Origin of the sequence: Pseudotamlana haliotis (assembly GCF_008806375.1) — a bacterium.
In the GTDB taxonomy this organism is placed as follows: domain Bacteria; phylum Bacteroidota; class Bacteroidia; order Flavobacteriales; family Flavobacteriaceae; genus Pseudotamlana; species Pseudotamlana haliotis.
Genome location: NZ_WAAT01000046.1, coordinates 17167 through 39940 on the forward strand (window position 1 = coordinate 17167; position 22774 = coordinate 39940).

21 protein-coding genes are annotated in these 22774 nt (G+C 34.9%); 4 read left to right on the top strand and 17 right to left on the bottom strand.

Translation table 11 applies throughout. The features are described from left to right. Positions 1 to 38 precede the first annotated feature (38 nt). Positions 39 to 1367, bottom strand: coding sequence for a signal recognition particle protein (ffh, locus tag F6U93_RS10310; protein ID WP_150939498.1), 1329 nt, complete (start codon positions 1365 to 1367; stop codon positions 39 to 41). A gap of 311 nt (positions 1368 to 1678) precedes the next feature. Between ffh and F6U93_RS10315 the strand changes: the two genes are divergently transcribed. The 3 genes from F6U93_RS10315 to F6U93_RS10325 are packed head-to-tail and all read left to right on the top strand — an operon-like array spanning position 1679 to position 5733. Continuing rightward, positions 1679 to 3319, top strand: coding sequence for a DUF1800 domain-containing protein (locus F6U93_RS10315; protein WP_150939500.1), 1641 nt, complete (start codon positions 1679 to 1681; stop codon positions 3317 to 3319). Between the two features lie 3 nt (positions 3320 to 3322). Next, on the top strand, positions 3323 to 4951 hold the full coding sequence (locus F6U93_RS10320; protein ID WP_150939502.1) for a DUF1501 domain-containing protein: 1629 nt from the start codon (positions 3323 to 3325) through the stop codon (positions 4949 to 4951). A 23-nt stretch (positions 4952 to 4974) separates the two neighbouring features. Continuing rightward, positions 4975 to 5733, top strand: coding sequence for a DUF5050 domain-containing protein (locus tag F6U93_RS10325; RefSeq protein ID WP_150939504.1), 759 nt, complete (start codon positions 4975 to 4977; stop codon positions 5731 to 5733). Positions 5734 to 5745: 12 nt separating this feature from the next. Here the strand turns inward: F6U93_RS10325 and argS are convergent, their stop codons facing one another. Further along, positions 5746 to 7524, bottom strand: coding sequence for an arginine--tRNA ligase (argS, locus tag F6U93_RS10330; protein WP_150939506.1), 1779 nt, complete (start codon positions 7522 to 7524; stop codon positions 5746 to 5748). A gap of 407 nt (positions 7525 to 7931) precedes the next feature. On the opposite strand from argS, the gene F6U93_RS10335 reads away from it, so the two are divergent. Beyond that, positions 7932 to 9995, top strand: a complete 2064-nt coding sequence (locus tag F6U93_RS10335) for a tetratricopeptide repeat-containing sensor histidine kinase (RefSeq protein WP_191963500.1) — start codon at positions 7932 to 7934, stop codon at positions 9993 to 9995. A gap of 3 nt (positions 9996 to 9998) precedes the next feature. Here F6U93_RS10335 and F6U93_RS10340 read toward each other — a convergent pair whose 3' ends face one another. The 15 genes from F6U93_RS10340 to secY form a co-directional block, all read right to left on the bottom strand. Beyond that, on the bottom strand, positions 9999 to 10538 hold the full coding sequence (locus tag F6U93_RS10340) for a cupin domain-containing protein (RefSeq protein WP_150939508.1): 540 nt from the start codon (positions 10536 to 10538) through the stop codon (positions 9999 to 10001). Positions 10539 to 10631: 93 nt separating this feature from the next. Further along, positions 10632 to 11435, bottom strand: a complete 804-nt coding sequence (locus tag F6U93_RS10345; protein ID WP_150939510.1) for a helix-turn-helix domain-containing protein — start codon at positions 11433 to 11435, stop codon at positions 10632 to 10634. A 116-nt stretch (positions 11436 to 11551) separates the two neighbouring features. Beyond that, positions 11552 to 12487, bottom strand: coding sequence for a citrulline utilization hydrolase CtlX (gene ctlX, locus F6U93_RS10350; RefSeq protein ID WP_150939512.1), 936 nt, complete (start codon positions 12485 to 12487; stop codon positions 11552 to 11554). Positions 12488 to 12502: 15 nt separating this feature from the next. Then, complete coding sequence (locus tag F6U93_RS10355) at positions 12503 to 13417, bottom strand: dimethylarginine dimethylaminohydrolase family protein (protein ID WP_150939514.1); 915 nt, start codon at positions 13415 to 13417, stop codon at positions 12503 to 12505. A gap of 160 nt (positions 13418 to 13577) precedes the next feature. Next, a complete protein-coding gene (locus F6U93_RS10360) occupies positions 13578 to 14864 on the bottom strand; it encodes a citrate synthase (protein ID WP_150939516.1) in 1287 nt (428 codons plus the stop codon). Between the two features lie 179 nt (positions 14865 to 15043). Beyond that, positions 15044 to 16336 (bottom strand): phosphopyruvate hydratase, encoded by a 1293-nt coding sequence (gene eno, locus F6U93_RS10365; protein WP_150939518.1) that lies wholly within the window; start codon positions 16334 to 16336, stop codon positions 15044 to 15046. Between the two features lie 157 nt (positions 16337 to 16493). After that, positions 16494 to 17597, bottom strand: coding sequence for a glutamine-hydrolyzing carbamoyl-phosphate synthase small subunit (gene carA / locus F6U93_RS10370; RefSeq protein WP_150939520.1), 1104 nt, complete (start codon positions 17595 to 17597; stop codon positions 16494 to 16496). 111 nt (positions 17598 to 17708) lie between these two features. Next, entirely contained in the window at positions 17709 to 18182 is a 474-nt protein-coding gene (gene rplQ / locus F6U93_RS10375) for a 50S ribosomal protein L17 (protein ID WP_150939522.1), read from the bottom strand. A 124-nt stretch (positions 18183 to 18306) separates the two neighbouring features. Further along, positions 18307 to 19299 (bottom strand): DNA-directed RNA polymerase subunit alpha, encoded by a 993-nt coding sequence (locus F6U93_RS10380; RefSeq protein ID WP_150939524.1) that lies wholly within the window; start codon positions 19297 to 19299, stop codon positions 18307 to 18309. Positions 19300 to 19396: 97 nt separating this feature from the next. Continuing rightward, a complete protein-coding gene (gene rpsD, locus F6U93_RS10385; protein ID WP_150939525.1) occupies positions 19397 to 20002 on the bottom strand; it encodes a 30S ribosomal protein S4 in 606 nt (201 codons plus the stop codon). Positions 20003 to 20193: 191 nt separating this feature from the next. Further along, the gene (gene rpsK / locus F6U93_RS10390; protein ID WP_150939526.1) at positions 20194 to 20577 is read right to left on the bottom strand and encodes a 30S ribosomal protein S11; all 384 of its coding nucleotides are present in this window, start codon (positions 20575 to 20577) and stop codon (positions 20194 to 20196) included. A gap of 103 nt (positions 20578 to 20680) precedes the next feature. Then, positions 20681 to 21055 (bottom strand): 30S ribosomal protein S13, encoded by a 375-nt coding sequence (gene rpsM / locus F6U93_RS10395; RefSeq protein ID WP_150939528.1) that lies wholly within the window; start codon positions 21053 to 21055, stop codon positions 20681 to 20683. Between the two features lie 2 nt (positions 21056 to 21057). After that, complete coding sequence (ykgO, locus tag F6U93_RS10400; protein WP_013305171.1) at positions 21058 to 21174, bottom strand: type B 50S ribosomal protein L36; 117 nt, start codon at positions 21172 to 21174, stop codon at positions 21058 to 21060. A 4-nt stretch (positions 21175 to 21178) separates the two neighbouring features. Continuing rightward, positions 21179 to 21394: a translation initiation factor IF-1 gene (gene infA / locus F6U93_RS10405; protein ID WP_007094967.1), complete on the bottom strand. Its 216-nt coding sequence runs from the start codon at positions 21392 to 21394 to the stop codon at positions 21179 to 21181. Positions 21395 to 21404: 10 nt separating this feature from the next. Further along, complete coding sequence (gene secY, locus F6U93_RS10410) at positions 21405 to 22760, bottom strand: preprotein translocase subunit SecY (RefSeq protein ID WP_150939530.1); 1356 nt, start codon at positions 22758 to 22760, stop codon at positions 21405 to 21407. Between the last annotated feature and the right edge of the window lie 14 nt (positions 22761 to 22774).

Below are 22774 nucleotides of genomic sequence, written 5' to 3' on the forward strand. Positions count from 1 at the left end.
TACTTAACTCCTCAACTACTCTACTTCTCACTCCCCACTTAACGCATATTCTTCATCATCTGCATCATCTTTTTACCGCCACCACCTTGCATCATCTTCATCATTTTGCTCATTTGGTTGAATTGCTTTAAAAGTTGATTAACCTCTTGTACTGAAGTTCCTGAACCTGAACCAATACGTTTTTTTCTACTTGCATTAATAATTGACGGATTGGCACGTTCTTTTGGTGTCATAGAATGAATAATGGCCTCAATACCTTTAAACGCATCATCATCAATATCGATATCTTTCATCATTTTTCCAGCACCAGGAATCATTCCCATAAGGTCTTTCATGTTCCCCATTTTCTTGATCTGCTGAATCTGACTTAAGAAATCGTCAAAACCAAATTGGTTCTTTGCAATTTTCTTCTGAAGTTTTCTCGCTTCTACCTCGTCAAATTGTTCTTGAGCACGTTCCACTAAGGAAACAACATCACCCATACCAAGAATACGGTCAGCCATACGTGACGGATAGAAAACATCAATGGCTTCCATTTTTTCACCCGTACCAATAAACTTAATTGGTTTATCGACTACAGATTTAATAGAAATGGCAGCACCACCACGTGTATCACCATCTAATTTCGTAAGGATTACCCCGTCAAAATTCAAGACATCATTAAAGGCTTTTGCAGTATTCACAGCATCTTGCCCTGTCATAGAATCTACAACAAATAAAGTTTCTTGTGGCTGAATGGCTTTATGGATGTTTGATATTTCGGTCATCATCGCCGCATCAACGGCTAAACGACCAGCGGTATCAATAATCACCACATTGTGCCCGTTAGCTTTAGCATGTGCAATAGCCGCTTGAGAAATTGCTACTGGGTCATTATTCCCTTTATCACTAAAAACCTCAACACCTATTTGCTCACCTACGACATGCAATTGGTCAATCGCCGCAGGACGGTAAACATCACAAGCTACTAATAAAGGTTTCTTTGTTTTTTTATTTTTAAGATAATTAGCAAGCTTACCAGAAAAAGTTGTTTTACCAGACCCTTGTAAACCAGACATTAAAATTATGCTTGGTGTTCCAGAAAGATTAAGTCCTTCGGCATCGCCACCCATAAGTTGGGTTAACTCATCTTTTACAATTTTCACCATTAATTGCCCAGGCTGAAGCGTAGTTAATACGTCTTGACCTAAGGCTTTTTCTTTAACAGTCTTGGTAAATTGTTTGGCAATCTTGAAGTTAACATCGGCATCTAAAAGCGCACGTCTTACCTCTTTTAGAGTTTCAGCAACGTTTACTTCTGTAATGCTTCCGTGCCCTTTAAGAACGTGTAAGGCTTTATCTAATTTATCACTTAAATTATTAAACATAGTACTCTTGAAATTTTAAGAACTGCAAATTTAGTAATTTGATGTGTAATTATTGAAGTTTGGAAGGCTAAAGTGCGTAATAAAACGTATTTAGAAAAACACCAACCAACAAACCTATACTTATGATTATTTCTACCCTTTTTCTACCTCTAAAAAATAAAACCACAGTAATATCGTTAATTACGGTATTGTAAAAGCAACTTTTTATAGATGAAATACCAAAAAATTAGCTAAAAGTTATTGTTTAGTAAATAAAAAGCTACCTTTCACAAAACAAACCAACAACCAATATTTTATAAAAATAAACAACTATGGCGTCCCTAAATCCGCTAAATAGTTCTTTAGACCTAAGAAAAACTAAACATTTACTTAGGCGAACTACGTTTAATTACTCCAAAAATCAGTTAGACCATTTTATTGGCATGACACCGGCCAATATGCTTGACACACTAACAATGCCTACAACAGACACTTTAACCGAGCCTTACGACCCACTTCCAACGGAAAGTCCTGATGGCTTTTGGACCTCTTCAACAGCCGCCCCAGATTCTTTTGATAACGACAGAAGAAAGCGCGGACTCGTAGCGGGTTGGTGGTGGCACAACGCGATGAGTGAAACTAGTTTGAAGCATAAATTATCTTTTTTCCTTCATACCTGCTTTAACGTAGCCAAAGATGACGGTGCCGGACCTTCAGCTTGCTATTATGACTATTTAAGGTTACTTGATTTTTATGCCTACGGAAATCTTAAAACAGTGGCTAAAAAAATCACGATGGACAATGCCATGTTGGTTTATCTTGATAACACGAGAAACAATAAAAGTAACCCAAATGAAAATTACGCCCGTGAGTTTTTTGAGCTGTTTACCATTTTAGAAGGCGAACAAATAGGCGAAGGAAATTATACCAATTATACTGAGGAAGATATCCAGCAAGCGACTCGCGTATTTTCAGGCTATAAATTTGATGAAACACGTCGTTATATAGACCCAGACACGGGCATTCCTACGGGATATATCAATTTTGAATTGCATGATACCGAAAGTAAAACCTTTACTGAAGCTTTCAACAACACAACCATTATAGGAAAAGCTACGCCTACAGAAATCTTAGATGAATTAGGTGAATTTGTTGACATGCTATTTGCTCAACCTGAAACCGCCAAAGCTTATTGCCGCAAATTATACCGCTATTTTGTAAAAAGCACATGGAATGAAGAAGTTGAAAACGACATCATCACCCCATTAGCTGAACAATTAATAGCCGCGGACTACGAAATTTTACCTGTGGTAAAAACACTGTTGAGCAGTCAGCATTTTTTTGATAGTGATGATAGTAACAGTAATGACGAAATTATAGGAAGCATTATAAAAAGTCCGTTGCAGTTGCTTTCAGAAACATGTAGCATGTTTCAAGTCGAATACCCCGATCCTACTACAAATTCGTTAACCTATTACAACGAGTTTTTCTATAAATTTTTACACAATACGTATTTTATTTTTTCAGGAACTACCTTGTTTAGCCCTGAAGAAGTTGCTGGTTACCCCGCTTATTATCAAGAACCGCATTACGATAGAAACTGGTTTTCATCCAACACCATTATTGGCCGCTACCGTCTTATAGAAAGTTTAATCTCTGGGGACAACATGATTAGTAATGGTGCTATTTACGCATCGCTAGACACGGTGTTGTTTGTGAAAAATAATATACCCAATGCCAGTGACCCCAATTTACTCATTACTGAAATGGCCGATTTACTCTACCCAGAATCTATAGACACTGATCGAACAAATTATTTTAAAAGCTATTTGGTTGATGAAGAATTCCCCGATTATTACTGGAGTGGCGCTTGGAACAAATATTTAAGTTCTAACGACAGTACCACAGTAAAAACACGATTAGACGCTTTAGTAACTGCGATGGTGAATGCAGCCGAATTTCAACTCATGTAAACTATGAACAGACGTAATTTTATAAAACTTTCGGCTTCAGCTTCTGTTATTGGACTAACCCCTTTACAATTACAAGCAGCCTTAAAAACATTCACACCTTACTTTGAGTGTCCAGATATTTCAAATAGAAAACTCGTACTCATCAATTTAGCTGGTGGTAACGATGGCTTAAATACGGTTATTCCCTTAGACCAGTATGATGCTTACAGTAATTTACGCCCCACTATAAAAGTACCTATTTCAGGAGCCAACAAATACATTTCCTTAGACAGTACTTTACCTGAAAATCAACAAGTAGGTTTACATCCTGCACTTAAGGGCATGAAATCTTTATACGACAAGGGCTGGATGCGCGTTTTACAATCGGTTGGGTATCCACGACAAAATAAAAGTCATTTTTCTTCTACCGATTTATATTTTACAGGTAATGACGGAAATAGCTTATTGAATGGCAGTGACACAGGATGGATGGGCCGTTTTATGGAACGCTATTATTCCAGTTTGGTCGTTGAACCCTTCCCTTTAGGCATACAAATTGGAGCGAATAAAACCTCTTTAGGATTTCACGGCGAAGAAGCTCACGGTATTTCTATAAACCTGACCAGGCAAGATCCTGCTGGATTTTACTCCATTTTAAATGGTTTAGGTGGTGCGCCGCCATTAAACATTCCAGATTCAGATTATGGTGACCAATTAAGATATTTAACCAACACCGATTCATTAACAAACACTTATGCGAAATCCATTTCGGCAGCATTCGCAAAAGGAAAAAACAGGGTGAGTTATCCTGATACCGATTTATCCAATCAGTTAAAAACTGTAGCGCGGTTGATGAGTGGCGACTTAGAAACCAAAATCTACTTGGTGCGAATTTCTGGTTTTGACACCCACGATTCACAAGTGCAAGATTTAGGTAATATTATTGGTAAACATCACGAACTACTATCAAGCTTATCAGATAGTATTGAAGCTTTTATCACCGATTTAGAATCTCAAAACCTTGCTGAAGATGTAGTAGGACTGACCTTTTCGGAATTTGGAAGAAAAGCAAAAGAAAACGGTAATTTAGGAACCGACCACGGAGAAATCGCTCCTATGTTTGTCTTCGGAAAACCAGTAAAAGGTGGTGTTTCAGGTACGAATCCTGATTTAAGCGAAGCCACAAGTCGAAATAATTACCAAATTAAGACCGTTCAATTCGATTACCGACAAACCTTTGCGACGCTACTCCAAGATTTTATAGGTGCTGATAACGCCATTATTGATGCGACGTTTTTTAACAATACTTTACACCAGAGTTTTAACGAACAAAAAATAGATGATTTGGTGAAAAATGTCTACAACGTTTCTAAGGGCTGTGTACCCCTTACAAGTAATCCGTTGGGAGAAGACAAAAAATGGTTGGTTTACCCCAACCCTTTTAAAGACCAGGTTAACATTACCGGAGTACAGCGTGTTGAAAGTATTTCATACCGTATTTATAATGCTTCTGGAGTGCTTTTATTAGAAAAAACAGACCTTGTAGACGAAGGTAAAGTGACTCTAAATTTAGGTCATTTTAGCAGTGGCGTTTACCTGTTTGTCATTCTTTCTGGCAGTGAAAAAGAAGTTCATAAAGTCGTTAAAATATAATTCATAAAATTGAAAAAATCCATATGAAGCAGCTTAAAACCTTATTCTTTGTCTCTTTGGTATGCTTTTTACTAGCAGCTTGTAACAGAAATGAACCAGAATATTTCGGAACACCTCAAGAGGACATTGATGTTACCACGGAATACAAATGGTGGATTTTAACGCATAAAAATTATCAAAAACCTGGTATTTATCTTTTTAATGAAAATACCGGCATGCTAGAAGTTGAACTGAAACTACCAAAAGCATTACAGTCACCGCATGCACTTGCCTATGACGGCGAGTCCCTTTGGGTTGGTGGTATAGGCGAAAATGAATCGCTTTACCAGCTTAACCCGGAAACTGGTGATATCATTTCTGAAATCCCAAATATCATTACTGAAGGTATTGCTATACAAGATGATTTCATTTTTTACTCGAGTGAAAATGCTATTCATAAAATGAATAAAAACGGCAGCTTGATTGAAACCATTGAAACAGAAAATACCGCATTAACCATTTCAGATATTGCTATTGATGAAAGTAGTTTGTATTACCTACGCTATTCTGAAACGGCACCTATTGTGAAATTGAATTTAGACACAAAAACTGAAGCACCAATTCAGACTATAGAAACTTCAGGAACCTATTGCTTATCTTTTATAGACAATAAACTTGTCACAGTTTCTAATCTCAATGAAATTAACCAAAATGCCACAAGAAGCGGTGAGCTCGTTGTAAGCACACCAACCGATATAGAAGGCTGGATAACCGCCATAGCACTTCATGAGATTATAGAATAATACAAATTAAAACTACATACGCTCTGGCACTTGAATACCCAGTAAAATAAAACCGTTTTTAATGGTATTGGCTACGGTATGAGAAAGCTGTACTCTAAACGCTTTGTCGTTTTCATTATCGGCTCCTAGAATAGATACATTTTGGTAAAATGAGTTGAATTCTTTAACCAAATCATAAGTATAATTGGCGATTAGCGCCGGGCTATGATTTTCGGCAGCATTTTGAACCACTTCTGGGAATAGCTGAATTTGCTTAATCAATTCCTTCTCCTTAGGATGTAAACTCAGGTTTTCATAATCAGCTTCAGCATTTAAATCGGCTTTACGTAAAATGGACTGAATACGTGCATAAGTATATTGAATAAAAGGCCCTGTATTTCCTTGAAAATCGATGGATTCTTTAGGGTCGAATAAAATGCGTTTTTTAGGATCTACTTTTAAGATGTAATATTTAAGTGCTCCTAATCCAATGGTTTTATAAAGTGCTTTTTTCTCTTCTTCAGAATAGCCATCTAACTTTCCTAATTCTTCCGAGATTTCTTCAGCAGTTCCGGCCATATCATCAATTAAGTCATCGGCATCAACCACTGTTCCTTCTCTACTTTTCATTTTTCCGCTAGGCAAATCTACCATACCATAGCTTAAATGGTATAAGTTTTTAGCCCATTCAAAACCTAATTTCTTCAGAATTAAAAATAATACTTGAAAATGGTAATCCTGCTCATTTCCTACGGTATAAACCATACCACCCACATCGGGATAGTCTTTAATACGTTGAATAGCAGTACCAATATCTTGCGTCATATAAACTGCTGTACCATCAGCACGTTGAACAATTTTTTTATCGAGTCCTTCTTCGGTTAAATCACACCATACCGAGCCATCGTCTTCTTTATGAAACACACCAGATTGTAGGCCTTGTTCCACAAATTCTTTACCTAGTAAATAAGTATTACTCTCATAATATAAGTTGTCAAAATCGACACCTAAATTGTTATATGTGATATCAAAACCATCATACACCCATGTGTTCATTTTAGTCCAAAGCGCAACAACAGTTTCATCTCCGGCTTCCCATTTAAGGAGCATGTCTTGAGCAGCTAATAAAAGGGGTGCATTTTTTTTAGCTTCCTCTTCAGTTTGTCCTTCAGCAACTAAAGCTTGAATCTCTTTTTTATATTCTTGGTCGAATTTCACATAGTAATTCCCGACCAACTTATCGCCTTTTAAGTCTGTACTCTCAGGAGTTTCTCCGTTTCCAAAACGTTCCCAAGCGAGCATACTTTTACAAATATGAATACCACGGTCGTTTATAATTTGTGTTTTGTATACTTTTTTCCCTGAAGCTTTTAAAATTTCAGCAACACTATACCCTAATAAGTTGTTTCTAATGTGACCTAAATGCAGCGGTTTATTGGTGTTTGGCGAAGAATACTCGACCATTATGGCTTTTTCTTCTGGATTTGGTGTTACAAATCCGAATTGCGCATCGGCCTTAATACTTTTGAAAAAGTTGGTATAATAAGACTCACTGATTTCAATATTTAGAAAACCTTTAACCACGTTAAACGCTTTCACATCTTCCACTTCTTTAACTAAATACTGACCAATAGTTTCACCTATTTGCACAGGGTTGCCTTTTATAAAACGTAACATTGGAAAAATCACCACGGTGATATCGCCAGCAAACTCTTTTCTTGTCGCTTGAAATTCTACAGTTTCTAATTCAATATTAAAATCTGCTTTTACCGCTTGTTTTACGTAATTTGATAAAGTATCCTGAAGGCTCATTGATATAGTATTTTAAGCCTGCAAAGATAGCAAGATTTTCTACTAAAAACGAAAAAGCTTTAACAGTAAAATATGCGCTTCTATTTTATCTATCTTGATTTTACTGGTCACATTTATGAAAACCATTTCAAATTTTTGTAGTGCTTTTTTTATAAAAATAAACCGTTCATCGAATCATTCATCTACAACTTATAAATAAATATCCTTTCGTCTAATTAATTGGTATTAAAACCTAAAAATTAGAATTTTACATCCCTTTTTACAACTTTTGTTATGTAAAGCTATTATCTCCAACTTGTTGGAAAACAATTAAAAAACAATACCTTTCAGCTAAATAAAGCTGTCTTATTTTCCTCAAATCTAAGACCTTATTTTATAGCATTATTCTAGTTGTATGTGATATATATATGAGGCGATTAATTACATTAAAAATGATGTTGCTATCTATTACTATTGGACATGCTCAGTCTGATAACATAGACCAACTCGCCTTACAATTAGCTTTTCAAAAACAAGATTCCTTAAAAATCAATTTATCCTTAAAACTTATAAAATCACTTTATAACAATAATGAGTATGAGCGTGCCTTTAAATACATTATAGAAAGTGAAAAGTTATCCCAGCAGTTAAACCACAAACCGGGTATTGCTATAACCACCTATTACAAAGCCTTGGTATATGATAAAAAGAATGATTACCTCAATGCTTTAAGTGACTATGAGAAATCAAGAGCTTTATTTGAAACTCTAGAAGACACCTTAGGCATTGCCCAAGTCAATAACAGTATTGGCTTATTAGAAATTAAACGTGGTAACTTTGCCAAAGGGGTGCCCCTATCGCTTTCGGCCATTCAAGAGTTGGAAAAACGACATCTTAAGCATGAACTTAATTTAGCTTATAGCAATTTAGCTAAGACCTATAAAAATATAGAAGATCCTGATAAAGCTATTGCATATTACTTAAAAGCCCTAGAAGTTCAAGAACAATTAAATAATAGCGCCGAAGTTTATAATTCCAAAAATATACTAGCCGAGTTATATTCCAGCCGAAAGGAGCACCGAAAAGCTATAGAGATTTATGAAAACATTGAGGAGAACCCTCAAACCACAAATGATTCTATCTTAGGTCATATCTATCCTAAATTAGCCGCTGAATATTTAGAATTCAATGCATTTGACAAAGCCTCAAAATATTTAGATAAAGCCTATACGATTAATGTATTAAAAACCGATAAAACAGATTTATTAGTCACACTAAATAATCTTGCCGATTTGAATTTACGAAATAAAGCCCTGTATCGTGCAGAAAAACAACTTCTTGAGGCTGGAGAAATTGCTATAAACACCGGAAACAGAAACGAGCTATTAAAGCAGTATAGACTCATGATCACACTCGATTCTACTAGAAATCGATTCAAAGATGCTTTTAAATGGCAACGTGCTTATTATGAGTTAAACAATCAAATAACTCGTGAAAAAGCAGAGCAAAAAGAAAAATTTCTAATTCCTTTTGAAAATTATGAGACGCCTGATTCTGAATTAGCAATGACCAATGACTTCTTGCCTGAGGTGAGTATGCTCTCTGAAACTTCTGAAGACACCAACAAGCTTAAATTGTCGTTATACGGGCTATCTGGTGCTTTAATGTTAGTATCAGCTTTTTTAGTTTTAACTTTTGTGAAGCGAAACAGCACGATTAAATACACTCATGAATTAGAAGAAAAGAACCAAAATATCGTCTTAAAAAATCAGGCTTTTGCAGAACAAACCAAACATTTAAAAAATGTTAATCATGTCAAGGATAAATTGTTCTCTATCGTATCTCACGATTTACGAGATTCCTTATCTTCAATAAATGGCTTTATTGACTTACTTAGAGAAGGCACTTTAACTCGCGAAGAATTTGATACCTTAATCCCTGAACTTAGTGAAAATGCCAATAATGCATCACTACTGTTATACAACTTACTCAACTGGTCCAAATCTCAAATGCAATCTTTGGACCCCAAACCAAGTTTATTTGATATTCAAGAGGTTTTTGAAAGTAAAGTGAAACTTATTGAACAACGCCTTGAAAACAAAGGCATTGCCTTAATAGATAATTCCTTAAAAGATTTTGCATATGCTGATAAGAGTATGTTTGAAATCGTCATTCAAAACCTATTAGCTAACGCGCTTAAATTTTGTAAAAGTGGTGACACCATAACCATTACCAACCGCATAAGTAATGGAAACTGCATAGTAAGTGTATCAGATTCTGGCATTGGTATTTCTAAAGACAATTTAGATAAACTATTCAAAGAAAGTTCGTTTTCAACCTTGGGCACTGATAATGAGAAAGGTACAGGATTAGGTCTTACGATTTGTAAAGAACTTATTGACTTGAATCATGGCAAAATTTGGGTAGAAAGCACACCAAATGTTGGCAGTACGTTTTATGTTCAGTTGCCAAAATCTAAAGCAGAAGCTTAATTCTTAAACAAAATGCACCCCGTGCTCGGCGCAAATTTGAGATACTTTTTGAAAATCTGGTGGTCCTTCAGGAAGTTGAGCTAATTTCTGAAACATCACTTCAATACCTGCCGGAAAGGCTGAAGTAATCATTTTCACTTTTTGTATACCTACAACCTTCCAGGAATGTGCTATTCCTTTTGGTGCAAAAGCGATATCTCCAGGCTCAAGTACCGTAACCTGACCATCAACCATAATTTCAACGGTTCCCTCAATCACTCTAAATATTTCATCTTCATGACTATGAACGTGTGGTGGAATCCCCACACCTGGTTCAACATTATCTACCCATTCTACAATTTGATTTCCTGTATCGCTACCTATTAATTTATGTGTTTGAATATCGCCTATCACATTTAAAACATCACCTTCAGCATCTTTTATAATTTTAGAAATCGTTTTGTTTTCATCTTTAAGCGTACTACTTTGGCACTGTACAAGACCTGGAAATAAGGTCATACCAAGGCCTGCTCCTGATGTTAATATAAATTGTTTTCTATCCATGACTTTGTTTTTACTGCAATTTATTATGAATAAATTAACCAAGGCCTATGAAAAATACGGTAAACACCTATGTTTTAAAACATTAAACATTTTTCACCCCCTTCTAAGCGCAGAAGGTGTCATTTCGGTATGAGATTTAAAAAATGAACTGAAGTAGTCTGGAGACGAAAAACCCAACTCAAAACTAATCTCTTTTATGGTTTTATTAGAAAATTTAAGGGCGTGTCGAGAACGCATTAACAATTGTTCAATGATGATGTGTTTAGCACTTACATAAAGCACTTCATTGACACATTCATTCAAATATTTAGAAGAAATATGAAGTAAATTGGCATAATAGGAAACCTCATGACAACTACACACGTGCTCATCTACAAGTTTCTTAAAACTATAAACGACATGAGTTTTAGCGTTATTGTTTGAGGCTACCGACTTGATATTACACTGCCCATCACAGTAAACAAAAAAAGTATTAAGCAGCGATAATATGGCTTCATCTTTGTGATTGAGCTGAGAACCTAAGAGCTCATCAATCATTTCAAGAATGGCTTGTGTGCGCTTTTCTATGCCAGGACTTAGTTTAAATAAAGGAATGGCTCCAGAGCTGAATAATCTCACTTTATTAATATGAAGGTGGCTTAAAAGTGGGTTGTCTAAAACAGTATTAGACAAATACAAGATATAACCTGACGGGGAGCTCTGCTCTTTTTTATGAATTTTCCATTTGTGTATGGGGTTTAAAAAATAAATGGCATTGGACACATTCTTAAACAGCGTTTGGTCTATTTCAAGGGCCGAAATTTCATCTTTAATCCAACACACCGTATATCGCGCCTGACTTTCATCTGAAGCAATCTCTTTTACAATTTTCGATATGTTTATGGCCTCTGAAATCACAACAAACTCAAAATACTAATTACCAGACAATTAACAAGTTCAAGTTAAGAAAAAACCATGAAGTATTTTATTTTGTAGACTTCAAAAGAAATAATTTATAGCAAAAGCTCAAAAAACTAAGATTCTTTAGGTAAAAATACTTCGGCCATCATGCAACGTGCGCTTCCACCGCCACAAGCTTCGATGGTATCTAACGGACTTGATAAGATTTTACAATGTTTTTCAATAGCTGTCACTTGGGCATCGGTCAACACATTAAAAGCAGCTTGACTCATCACTAAATAGTTAGCATCTGAACCTTTAACTTGCAGCATATTACCTGCAAAATGAATAAGTTGGCCTTCGGTGATATCTATAACGGCTTTACCATCTTCCTTGAGCTGCTTAACTAAAGCTTTACGTTCTTTTTTATCGTCAATACTACTCAAACAAACCACTGCGAAAGTATCTCCAATACTCATCAAGACATTGGTGTGATAAATCGGTTTACGTTGATTATTCACTGTTTGAAAAGCAGTAAAAATAACCGGGGTATATTCAAAATCTTCGCAAAATTCAATAAACAAATCTTCATCGGCACGCGGTGACAATCCGCAATAGGCTTTACGATTAACGCGATCTAATACCACGCTTCCTGTACCTTCAAGAAAGATTTCTTCATCTTCAGCACTCGTATAATCAATAACGTGATTAATCACGAAACCTTCCTGTTCAAGAGTTTCAAAAATATCCTCTCGACGTTCTAAGCGTCTATTTTCAGCATACATGGGATACAAGCCTACATCTCCATTTTCATGAAAAGATATCCAGTTATTAGGAAATACAGCATCTGGCGTATCAGTCTCAGAAGTATCATTTACAACAATCACTTGCACACCAACGCCGCTTAGTTTTTCAACAAAGGCATCAAATTCTTGTTGAGCCTTGAGACTAACCGTTTCAGGTAAAGTATCTTCTAAAACCTGCTGGTAATAGTTGTTTACCGCGGTCTCTTCATTCATCCTAAAGTTTACCGGACGAATCATCAATATCGTATTTGTAGTTTGTGACATACTGAAATTATTAAATTAATCTCTAATTAAAGGTAAGGTAGAACAACGTAATAAACCTTCTTGCTTACCTATTTCATTGTAAGACACCTCTTCTACAGTAAACCCGTTGTTACGTAACCAAGTATTTAATCTTGTAAAGCTTTTTTCTGAAATTATAACATCTTCAGAAATTGAAAAAACGTTACTATTCATCTCATACATTTCATCTTTGGTGATTTCAAATATATTTTCTTTTCCGAAGAAATCAACCAACCACTCATATTCACTTTCAATTAGGAATCCGTTTTTATGAATAATGGCTTTGTCGTTTCCAATAGGTTGAAAACAGCAATCTAAATGCAGTGCGTTTTCCTTAGCATTGGTATTAGACTTTCTTAATTCGAAGGCCTTAACGGTTTTTTCAGGAAATAATTCTTGAATGGCAATAACAGCATCTAAATTTGTTCTAGCGGTAATCAAATCGGGATAATCTTCTCCTGAATAGGTTCCTATGAAGATATAATCCTCCCATAGAATGACATCACCACCTTCGGCATGACATTCATCTGGAAGAATAATTCGGTTTTCGGGATCCACTTGATTCCACAGGTATTGAATTGCTTCCACCTCTTCTTCCCTATTAGGAAGAATATTTGATTTTATAATTTTATCTTCTATGACAAAAGCAATGTCTCTCGAGAAAATCTGATTGCAATTATTTATAAGTTCTGGTCTATATACGATAACATCGTACTTTTTAAAAATAGCTGCAACTTCTTCCATTTCTTGAATCATATCTTCTTCAAGAGGATAAGTTCCAGCCTTGACATGTTCAATACTTTTAGGATCATAACAATCCTTAATTGCAGGTATAGTACCATTACTTTGGGCAGTACCTAATACTACCGCTCGTAATCTTGATGTTTCGTTTTGGATGTTTAATTTCAACATAGCTTAAACCTAAAATGGAGCATTTCGTTTTAATAGTTCAAAACTAGTATAATTATGCCAATTATAGAGTTATGAAGGCATTTTTATAGGAAAGACTATAAAAAAGAAAAGTTCCACAGAACCCTGTGAAACTTAATCTTTTATAAACTAATTGTACTTATTATCTTTCATCTTCTGGAACAAATTTTCTTTCTGTAGCTCCAGTATAAATTTGTCTAGGTCTTCCAATAGGTTCTTTTTTCATGCGCATTTCTCTCCATTGTGCAATCCAACCTGGTAAACGTCCGATAGCGAACATTACGGTAAACATATCTGTTGGAATCCCCATAGCTCTGTAAATAATACCTGAGTAGAAATCTACATTAGGATATAATTTTCTATCAACAAAATATTGATCAGCTAAGGCTTCTTTTTCCAATCCTTCAGCAATGCTTAAGATAGGATCTTCAATACCTAACTGACTTAATACGTCATCAGCTGCTTTTTTAATGATTCTTGCACGAGGATCAAAGTTTTTATAAACACGGTGTCCGAATCCCATTAAACGGAAAGGATCGTTTTTATCTTTAGCTTTCGCCATGTATTTTTTAGTGTCTCCACCATCAACTTGAATGGCTTCTAGCATTTCTAATACAGCTTGGTTTGCTCCACCATGAAGTGGCCCCCATAATGCAGAGATACCAGCAGAGATAGAAGCAAATAATCCTGCGTGAGATGATCCTACGATTCTTACTGTAGATGTAGAACAGTTTTGCTCATGATCGGCGTGAAGCGTTAATAACTTATCTAAAGCATCAACTAAAACTTGATTTTGTTTATATTCTCCATTAGGTTTTTTAAACATCATTTTAAGGATGTTTTCTGTATAACCTAAGGAATTATCACCGTAATCTAGAGGTAAACCAGCCTTTTTTCTGTAAGTCCAAGCAACAAGAACTGGCATTTTACCTAAAAGTCTTACTACAGACTTATACATATCTTCTTCAGAATCAACATTTACTGAAGACGGGTTAAAAGCGGTTAAAGCACTCGTTAAAGAAGAAATAATTCCCATCGGGTGTGCCGACTTAGGGAAAGCTTCAATAATTTTCTTAACATCCTCATCTACATAAGATTCAGCCTTAATATCGTCATGAAACTTTTTGTTTTGCTCTTTTGTTGGTAGCTCACCAAAGATTAATAAATAAGCTACTTCTAAAAAATCTGCATTTTCAGCTACTTCATCAATAGAATAACCACGGTATCTTAGAATTCCTTTTTCACCATCTAAAAACGTAATTGCACTTTCACAAGCCCCTGTGTTTTTATACCCAGGATCTATTGTAATTACACCTTCAGTTGCGGCTCTAAGTTTTGTAATATCTATTGCTACTTCATTTTCGGTTCCTTTTACTAAAGGAAAATCATATTTTTTACCATCAATATCAATGGTAGCTTTATCTGCCATACTATAACGTGAGTTTAATTTATTTTTGCGGAACGCTAATTTAAGAAATATATCTCCTTATTTAGAAGGATTATTTAGAATGTTTTTAGTAATTCGCAAATTGATAGTTTTTTTGTTAAATAAAAAAGCGATTATTAAAATAATAATCGCTTTTTTATTTATACTTCAATTAAATATTACTATTTAATTTTGAATGCTTTTTCTTGTGGAAAATAAGCTACCTCTCCTAATTCTTCTTCAATTCTAAGAAGTTGGTTATATTTCGCCATACGGTCACTACGAGATGCAGAACCTGTTTTAATTTGACCACAGTTTAAAGCTACTGCTAAATCAGCAATCGTGTTATCTTCTGTTTCTCCAGAACGGTGAGACATTACGGTTGTGTAACCAGCATTTTTCGCCATGTTTACAGCTGCAATTGTTTCAGTTAAAGAACCAATTTGGTTTACTTTAATAAGAATTGAGTTTGCAATACCTTCTTCAATACCTCTTGATAAACGCTCTACATTAGTAACGAATAAATCATCACCAACTAATTGTACTTTATCACCAATTAATTCAGTAAGATATTTAGTTCCGTCCCAGTCATTTTCATCCATACCATCTTCAATAGAGATGATTGGGTATTTAGACGCTAATTCAGCTAAGTATTCAGCTTGTTCTTTAGATGTTCTAACAACACCAGAATCACCTTCGAATTTAGTGTAATCATATTTACCGTTTACAAAGAATTCAGCTGAAGCACAATCTAAAGCGATCATAACTTCATCGCCAAATTTATAACCTGCATTTCCAACAGCTTTTGCAATGGTATCTAAGGCATCTTCAGTTCCTCCTGGTAAGTTTGGAGCAAACCCTCCTTCATCACCTACAGCAGTACTTAAATCTCTGTCGTGTAATACTTTTTTAAGGTGGTGGAAGATTTCAGTTCCCATCTGCATAGCATGTGTAAACGTTTTAGCTTTCACAGGCATAATCATAAACTCTTGAAATGCGATAGGCGCATCACTATGTGAACCACCGTTGATGATGTTCATCATTGGTACAGGAAGCGTATTTGCAGAAACCCCACCTACGTATCTGTATAATGGCATGTTTAATTCATTAGCTGCAGCCTTAGCAACAGCTAAAGATACTCCTAAGATCGCATTAGCTCCTAATTTAGATTTGTTTTTAGTTCCATCTAAATCAATCATGATTTTATCGATAAGATTTTGCTCAAAAACAGAAACTCCTAATAATTCTTCAGCAATTAACGAGTTTACATTATCTACAGCTTTTAAAACACCTTTTCCCATGTAAGTGTCACCACCGTCACGTAATTCAACGGCTTCATGCTCTCCTGTTGATGCTCCTGATGGTACAGCAGCTCTACCTAAAATATTGTTTTCTGTAACTACATCAACTTCAACAGTTGGATTACCTCTTGAATCTAAAATTTGTCTTGCGTGGACATTGATTATTATACTCATAATTGCTTTATTTTAAAACTTTATATTACATCAAATTTACGGCTAAATCTTCTTTTTCCTCATAAAATGTTGAATAAATTAACATAAAAATTTCTACAACGTTTTAGTAAAAGAAAATCCCAATAACAGTAAACTATTATTGGGATTAATTAAATCTTTATTTTTTAAGACTTTCTATAAACTGATCAAAAAGATAATCAGAATCATGAGGTCCTGGACTCGCTTCGGGATGGTATTGCACTGAGAAGCAATTTTTGCTCTTCATAGCTAAACCAGCAACGGTGTTATCGTTTAAGTGCACGTGTGTCACTTCAAGATCTGGGTGTGCTTCCGCTTCTTCTCTATTTACAGCAAAACCGTGGTTTTGAGAAGTGATTTCACCTTTACCTGTGTTCATGTTCTTCACAGGGTGATTAATCCCTCTATGGCCATTATGCATTTTATAAGTAGAGATCCCGTTAGCTAATGCTATAATTTGGTGCCCTAAACAGATACCAAATAAAGGTAAATCTCTTTTTATAATTTCTTTAGCCACTGCTTGAGCTTCTACTAAAGGTTCTGGATCTCCAGGGCCGTTAGATAAGAAATACCCATCAGGGTTAAACGCTTCTAGATCTTCAAAAGAAGCATTATAAGGAAACACTTTAATGTATGCATCTCTTTTGGCTATGTTTCTTAAGATATTCTTTTTAATTCCAATATCTAAAGCTGCTACCTTATAAGTGGCATTTTCATCACCATAATAATAAGGTTCTTTAGTTGACACTTGTGAAGCTAATTCTAAACCTTCCATATTTGGAACTTCAGCTAATTGCTTCTTTAAACCTTCAATATTATCAACTTCAGTAGAAATAACGGCATTCATTGCACCATTATCTCTAATGTAACTTACTAAAGCTCTAGTATCAACATCTGAAATGGCTAACAAATTATTTTTATCTAAAAATTCTTCTAAAGAAGCATCAGCACGATCTCTTGAGTATTCGTAGCTAAAATTCTTAACAATTAACCCAGCGATTTTAACAGAATCAGATTCTACTTCATCAACATTAGTTCCGTAGTTACCAATATGAGCATTAGTAGCAACCATGATTTGTCCGAAATAAGAAGGGTCTGTAAAAATTTCTTGGTAACCAGTCATACCTGTATTGAAACAAACTTCTCCAAATGAAGTTCCTTGTTTGTTACCGACAGCTTTACCGTGAAAAATAGTACCATCTGCTAAAAGAACGATGGCTTTTTGTCTTTTTTGATATTTCATATAATTCAAATGAGCTTCCTGAGTGCTCAGGAAAAAAGTTTTACAAAATTGCGCAAAAAAAAGGATAAACTAAAATAGTTTATCCTTTATATTTTAAATGATTATCAACATTTATTCCTCTTCGTTTGAAGCTTTAGTTTCAACAGGAGCTGCAGCAGCTGGTTTAGAACCACCTCTTCTACTTCTTCTTGTCGTTTTCTTCTTAGCTTTATCAGCATTGTAGATTTCGTTGTAATCAACTAATTCTATCATTGCCATATCAGCGTTATCACCTAAACGATTTCCTAATTTGATAATTCTAGTATAACCTCCTGGTCTGTCTGCTATTTTAGTAGCAACCTCTCTGAACAACTCAGTTACCGCATCTTTTTGTCTAAGGTTAGCCATCACAATACGTCTGTTATGTGTAGTATCTTCTTTAGACTTAGTAATCATTGGCTCTACAAATTGTTTTAAAGCTTTAGCTTTAGCAACCGTTGTGTTGATACGCTTGTGTTCAATTAAAGAACAAGCCATATTAGCTAACATTGCTTTTCTGTGAGCTGTTTTTCTACCTAAGTGGTTTACTTTTTTTCCGTGTCTCATGACATTTTAATTTTGACATCATCTTGCTACCAGATCCTTTTTGGAGAGCAAATTATGAGTCGTTAATAACTAATTGTTTGATAAATTAGAAATCGCCAATTGTTTTGCAACAATTTTAAATCCCTTAGTCTTTATCTAATTTATATTTGCTTAAGTCCATTCCGAAATTAAGGCCTTTAACATTAACAAGCTCTTCAAGCTCAGTTAATGATTTTTTACCAAAGTTTCTGAATTTCATTAAATCATTTTTATTGAATGATACTAAGTCTCCTAAAGTATCAACTTCAGCAGCTTTTAAACAGTTCAGTGCACGAACAGATAAGTCCATATCAATTAACTTTGTTTTAAGCAACTGTCTCATGTGAAGTGATTCTTCATCATAAGTTTCAGTTTGTGCAATTTCATCAGCCTCTAAAGTGATACGCTCATCAGAGAATAACATGAAGTGATGAATTAATGTTTTTGCACCTTCTGTTAAAGCGTCTTGTGGAGAAATTGATCCATCAGTAATGATTTCAAAAACTAATTTTTCATAATCAGTTTTTTGTTCAACACGATAGTTTTCAATACTATACTTAACGTTTTTTATTGGTGTATAAATTGAATCAGTAAAGATAGTACCTATTGGTGCTGAAGCTTTTTTATTTTCTTCTGCAGGAACATATCCTCTACCTTTTTCAATAGTGATTTCCATGTTAAAGTTAACTTTAGGATCTAAGTTACAAATAACTAATTCTGTATTTAATACTTGGAAACCTGAGATAAACTTTTGAAAATCGCCAGCTGTAATTCTATCTTGACCTGAGATTGAAATTGAAATTGATTCGTTATCAATATCTTCAATTTGTCTTTTAAAACGTACTTGTTTTAAGTTTAAGATGATTTCTGTAACATCTTCTACAACTCCAGCAATTGCTGAAAACTCATGATCAACACCCTCAATTCTAACAGATGTAATTGCAAATCCTTCAAGAGAAGATAATAAAACTCTTCTCAAAGCATTTCCTACTGTTAATCCGTAACCTGGTTCTAATGGTCTGAATTCGAATTTACCTTCGAAATCAGTAGAATCAATCATGATTACTTTGTCGGGTTTTTGAAAATTAAATACTGCCATAATTTTTCTTCGTTTTAATTGTTATTTGGTTGCGCGGTTTATAAGTTTGAAGAGCACGAATAAACCCTTTGGCCAAATACCAATATGGTTAAATTTATTATTTAGAATATAATTCGACGATAAACTGTTCGTTTATGTTTTCTGGAATTTGAACTCTTTGAGGAACAGATACGTAAGTTCCTTGTTTAGTATCATCGTTCCAAGTGATCCACTCATAAACTGTACTAGAGTTTGCTAATGAATTAGCGATAGCTTCAAGAGATTTAGATTTTTCTCTAACAGCAACAACATCACCAGCTAATAATTGGTAAGAAGGAATGTTTACCAATTCACCATTTACTGTAATGTGTCTGTGAGATACTAATTGTCTTGCAGCGCTTCTTGTAGGAGCAACTCCCATTCTGAATACTACATTATCTAAACGAGACTCACATAATTGCAGTAAAACTTCACCAGTAATACCTTGTGCAGCTCTAGCTTTTTTAAACAATCCTCTAAATTGACGCTCTAAAATACCATAAGTATATTTAGCTTTTTGTTTCGCCTCTAATTGGATTGCGTATTCAGATTTCTTACCACGTCTTCTGTTGTTTCCGTGTTGCCCAGGAGGGTAATTTCTTTTTTCGAAAGACTTGTCATCTCCGAAGATAGCTTCGCCAAATTTACGAGCTATTTTAGTTTTAGGACCAGTATATCTTGCCATAATGAATTTAATTAAGAGAGTGATTATGAATTAAGGTCTTAATCTTATCCTTCGATAATCTTTTGATCTCTCGGTTGATACTTGTTAATTTTTCAGTTTGCAAATTTACACAAAAAAATAATACCACCTAAACATAGGTGATATTAATTTTTCTAACTTGCTGTATTTAAATCGCGTTAGTTAAAACGTGATTAAACTCTTCTTCTTTTTGGAGGACGACATCCATTGTGTGGTAATGGAGTAACATCGATAATTTCTGTTACTTCAATTCCAGCATTGTGGATAGAGCGAATAGCAGATTCTCTACCATTTCCAGGTCCTTTAACATAAACTTTTACTTTTTTCAATCCAGCTTCTGATGCTACTCCTGCAGCATCTTCAGCAGCTAATTGAGCAGCGTAAGGTGTGTTTTTCTTAGAACCTCTAAATCCCATCTTACCAGCAGAAGACCATGAAATCACGTCTCCTTTTTTGTTAGTAAGTGAAATAATAATGTTATTAAAAGATGCTGTTACGTGAGCTTCACCAACAGACTCAACAATAACTTTACGTTTTTTTGTGCTTGTCTTTGCCATATTTTCTAGTGCTTAGTTTTAGTGATAGTCGCTAGAATCCTAAACCGTAATTTCAAACAGATTCCTTCCAACGTCTAAATACTAAAGACTAAATTTCTAATTATTACTTAGTTGCTTTCTTTTTGTTAGCAACAGTCTTTCTTCTACCTTTTCTGGTTCTTGAGTTGTTCTTAGTACGTTGTCCTCTTAATGGAAGACCAGATCTGTGACGAATACCTCTGTAACATCCAATATCCATTAATCGCTTAATGTTTAATTGTGTTTCAGAACGTAATTCACCTTCGATAGTGAAAGTTCCAACAGCTTCACGAATACCAGCAATTTGGTCATCGCTCCAATCTTGAACTTTTGTACTTTCTTCTACTTTAGCCGCAGCTAAAATCTCTTTCGCTCTACTTCTTCCTATTCCGTAGATATAGGTTAAAGAGATAACGCCTCTCTTGTTTTTTGGTATGTCTACACCTGCAATTCTTGCCATAATTACCCTTGTCTTTGTTTAAATCTAGGATTCTTTTTGTTTATCACGTAAAGTCTACCTTTTCTACGCACGATTTTACAATCTGCACTTCTTTTTTTAACTGAAGCTCTTACTTTCATCGTATTAGTATCTATAAGTTATTCGAGCCTTAGTTAAATCATAAGGACTCATTTCTAATTTTACTTTATCTCCAGGTAACAATTTAATGTAGTGCATACGCATCTTACCAGAGATATGAGCAGTCACAATGTGACCGTTTTCTAATTCAACTCGGAACATCGCATTAGATAATGCTTCAATGATTGTTCCGTCTTGTTCTATTGCTGCTTGTTTTGCCATAGTATAATAATTAAGCTACTGCTTTTCTATTTTTACCTGTCTTCATCAAACCGTCATAGTGTCTATTCAACAAATAAGAATTTATTTGTTGCATCGTATCAATTGCAACTCCTACCATAATTAATAATGAGGTACCTCCGAAAAATAAAGCCCAACCTTGTTGCACTCCCATTAGCTTAACAATAAGCGCTGGGAAAATCGCGATAAGGGCTAAAAAGATAGATCCTGGTAAAGTAATTTGAGACATAATTTTGTCTAAATACTCTGAAGTCTCACTTCCTGGACGAATACCTGGAATAAAACCACCACTACGTTTTAAATCGTCGGCCATTTTATTTGTAGGAACTGTTATTGCTGTATAAAAGTATGTGAATACAATAATTAATAAAGCAAATGTCACGTTGTACCAAAACCCGAACATATCAGAAAAATTAGTTTGTAACCAAGTTCCAGTAGCCGTTTCTTTCAAGAAAGAAGAACCACCAATTAAACCAGGAACAAACATAATTGCCTGAGCAAAAATAATTGGCATTACTCCTGAAGCATTAAGCTTTAAAGGAATGTATTGTCTTGAACCAGCCTCTGCACTTTTTTCATAACCACCAGAAGCTGTTCTTCTAGCGTATTGTACAGCAATCTTTCTCACACCCATAACTAGCATAATTGCAGCTAATATGATTACGAACCAGATAACAAATTCAATTAATACCATCATTAAACCACCGTTACCACCACCTTCTAATCGGGTAGCTGCATTTTGTAAAAATGCTTGAGGTAAGGTAGCAATGATACCAACCATAATTAATAAAGAGATACCATTTCCAATACCTTTATCGGTAATTTTCTCTCCCAACCACATAGCGAAAATACATCCCGTTACTAAGATTGATACTGAAGAGAAATAGAATAATGGTCCTGTCCCTAATAAAAATGCACTTTGAGGAATACCTAAAGCAGGTAAACTAGCTAAGTATCCAGGAGCTTGCAATAAACAGATTGCGATGGTTAACCAACGTGTAATCTGATTAATTTTCTTCTGTCCACTAGCACCCTCTTTTTGCAATTTTTGCAAGTAAGGAATGGCAATACCCATCAGCTGAACAACAATAGAAGCAGAAATGTAAGGCATGATACCTAGTGCAAAAACCGAAGCATTAGCAAATGCACCTCCTGTAAAGGCATTTAACAAACCTAACAAACCACCGTCTGTTTTATCTGCCAAACCACCTAACTGAGAAGCATCAATACCTGGTAATACAACTTGAGCACCGAAACGGTAAACTAATAACAGACCCAAGGTTACCATGATTCTGTTTCTTAATTCTTCTATTTTCCAAACATTCTTAATTGATTCTATAAATTTCATACTTATAATGAGTA

What these genes read in the sequence shown, in the direction of transcription:
- argS (WP_150939506.1), bottom strand. Translation starts at nt 7,524, where the DNA reads ATGAGCCTTCAGGATACTTTATCAAATTACGTAAAACAAGCGGTAAAA.
- F6U93_RS10340 (WP_150939508.1), bottom strand. Translation starts at nt 10,538, where the DNA reads ATGGATAGAAAACAATTTATATTAACATCAGGAGCAGGCCTTGGTATG.
- F6U93_RS10315 (WP_150939500.1), top strand. Translation starts at nt 1,679, where the DNA reads ATGGCGTCCCTAAATCCGCTAAATAGTTCTTTAGACCTAAGAAAAACT.
- infA (WP_007094967.1), bottom strand. Translation starts at nt 21,394, where the DNA reads ATGGCAAAACAAGCAGCAATAGAACAAGACGGAACAATCATTGAAGCA.
- secY (WP_150939530.1), bottom strand. Translation starts at nt 22,760, where the DNA reads ATGAAATTTATAGAATCAATTAAGAATGTTTGGAAAATAGAAGAATTA.
- rplQ (WP_150939522.1), bottom strand. Translation starts at nt 18,182, where the DNA reads ATGAGACACGGAAAAAAAGTAAACCACTTAGGTAGAAAAACAGCTCAC.
- ctlX (WP_150939512.1), bottom strand. Translation starts at nt 12,487, where the DNA reads ATGTCACAAACTACAAATACGATATTGATGATTCGTCCGGTAAACTTT.
- carA (WP_150939520.1), bottom strand. Translation starts at nt 17,597, where the DNA reads ATGAAATATCAAAAAAGACAAAAAGCCATCGTTCTTTTAGCAGATGGT.
- ykgO (WP_013305171.1), bottom strand. Translation starts at nt 21,174, where the DNA reads ATGAAAGTAAGAGCTTCAGTTAAAAAAAGAAGTGCAGATTGTAAAATC.
- ffh (WP_150939498.1), bottom strand. Translation starts at nt 1,367, where the DNA reads ATGTTTAATAATTTAAGTGATAAATTAGATAAAGCCTTACACGTTCTT.
- F6U93_RS10325 (WP_150939504.1), top strand. Translation starts at nt 4,975, where the DNA reads ATGAAGCAGCTTAAAACCTTATTCTTTGTCTCTTTGGTATGCTTTTTA.
- F6U93_RS10360 (WP_150939516.1), bottom strand. Translation starts at nt 14,864, where the DNA reads ATGGCAGATAAAGCTACCATTGATATTGATGGTAAAAAATATGATTTT.
- F6U93_RS10380 (WP_150939524.1), bottom strand. Translation starts at nt 19,299, where the DNA reads ATGGCAGTATTTAATTTTCAAAAACCCGACAAAGTAATCATGATTGAT.
- F6U93_RS10335 (WP_191963500.1), top strand. Translation starts at nt 7,932, where the DNA reads ATGAGGCGATTAATTACATTAAAAATGATGTTGCTATCTATTACTATT.
- F6U93_RS10320 (WP_150939502.1), top strand. Translation starts at nt 3,323, where the DNA reads ATGAACAGACGTAATTTTATAAAACTTTCGGCTTCAGCTTCTGTTATT.
- rpsK (WP_150939526.1), bottom strand. Translation starts at nt 20,577, where the DNA reads ATGGCAAAGACAAGCACAAAAAAACGTAAAGTTATTGTTGAGTCTGTT.
- F6U93_RS10355 (WP_150939514.1), bottom strand. Translation starts at nt 13,417, where the DNA reads ATGTTGAAATTAAACATCCAAAACGAAACATCAAGATTACGAGCGGTA.
- rpsM (WP_150939528.1), bottom strand. Translation starts at nt 21,055, where the DNA reads ATGGCAAGAATTGCAGGTGTAGACATACCAAAAAACAAGAGAGGCGTT.
- eno (WP_150939518.1), bottom strand. Translation starts at nt 16,336, where the DNA reads ATGAGTATAATAATCAATGTCCACGCAAGACAAATTTTAGATTCAAGA.
- rpsD (WP_150939525.1), bottom strand. Translation starts at nt 20,002, where the DNA reads ATGGCAAGATATACTGGTCCTAAAACTAAAATAGCTCGTAAATTTGGC.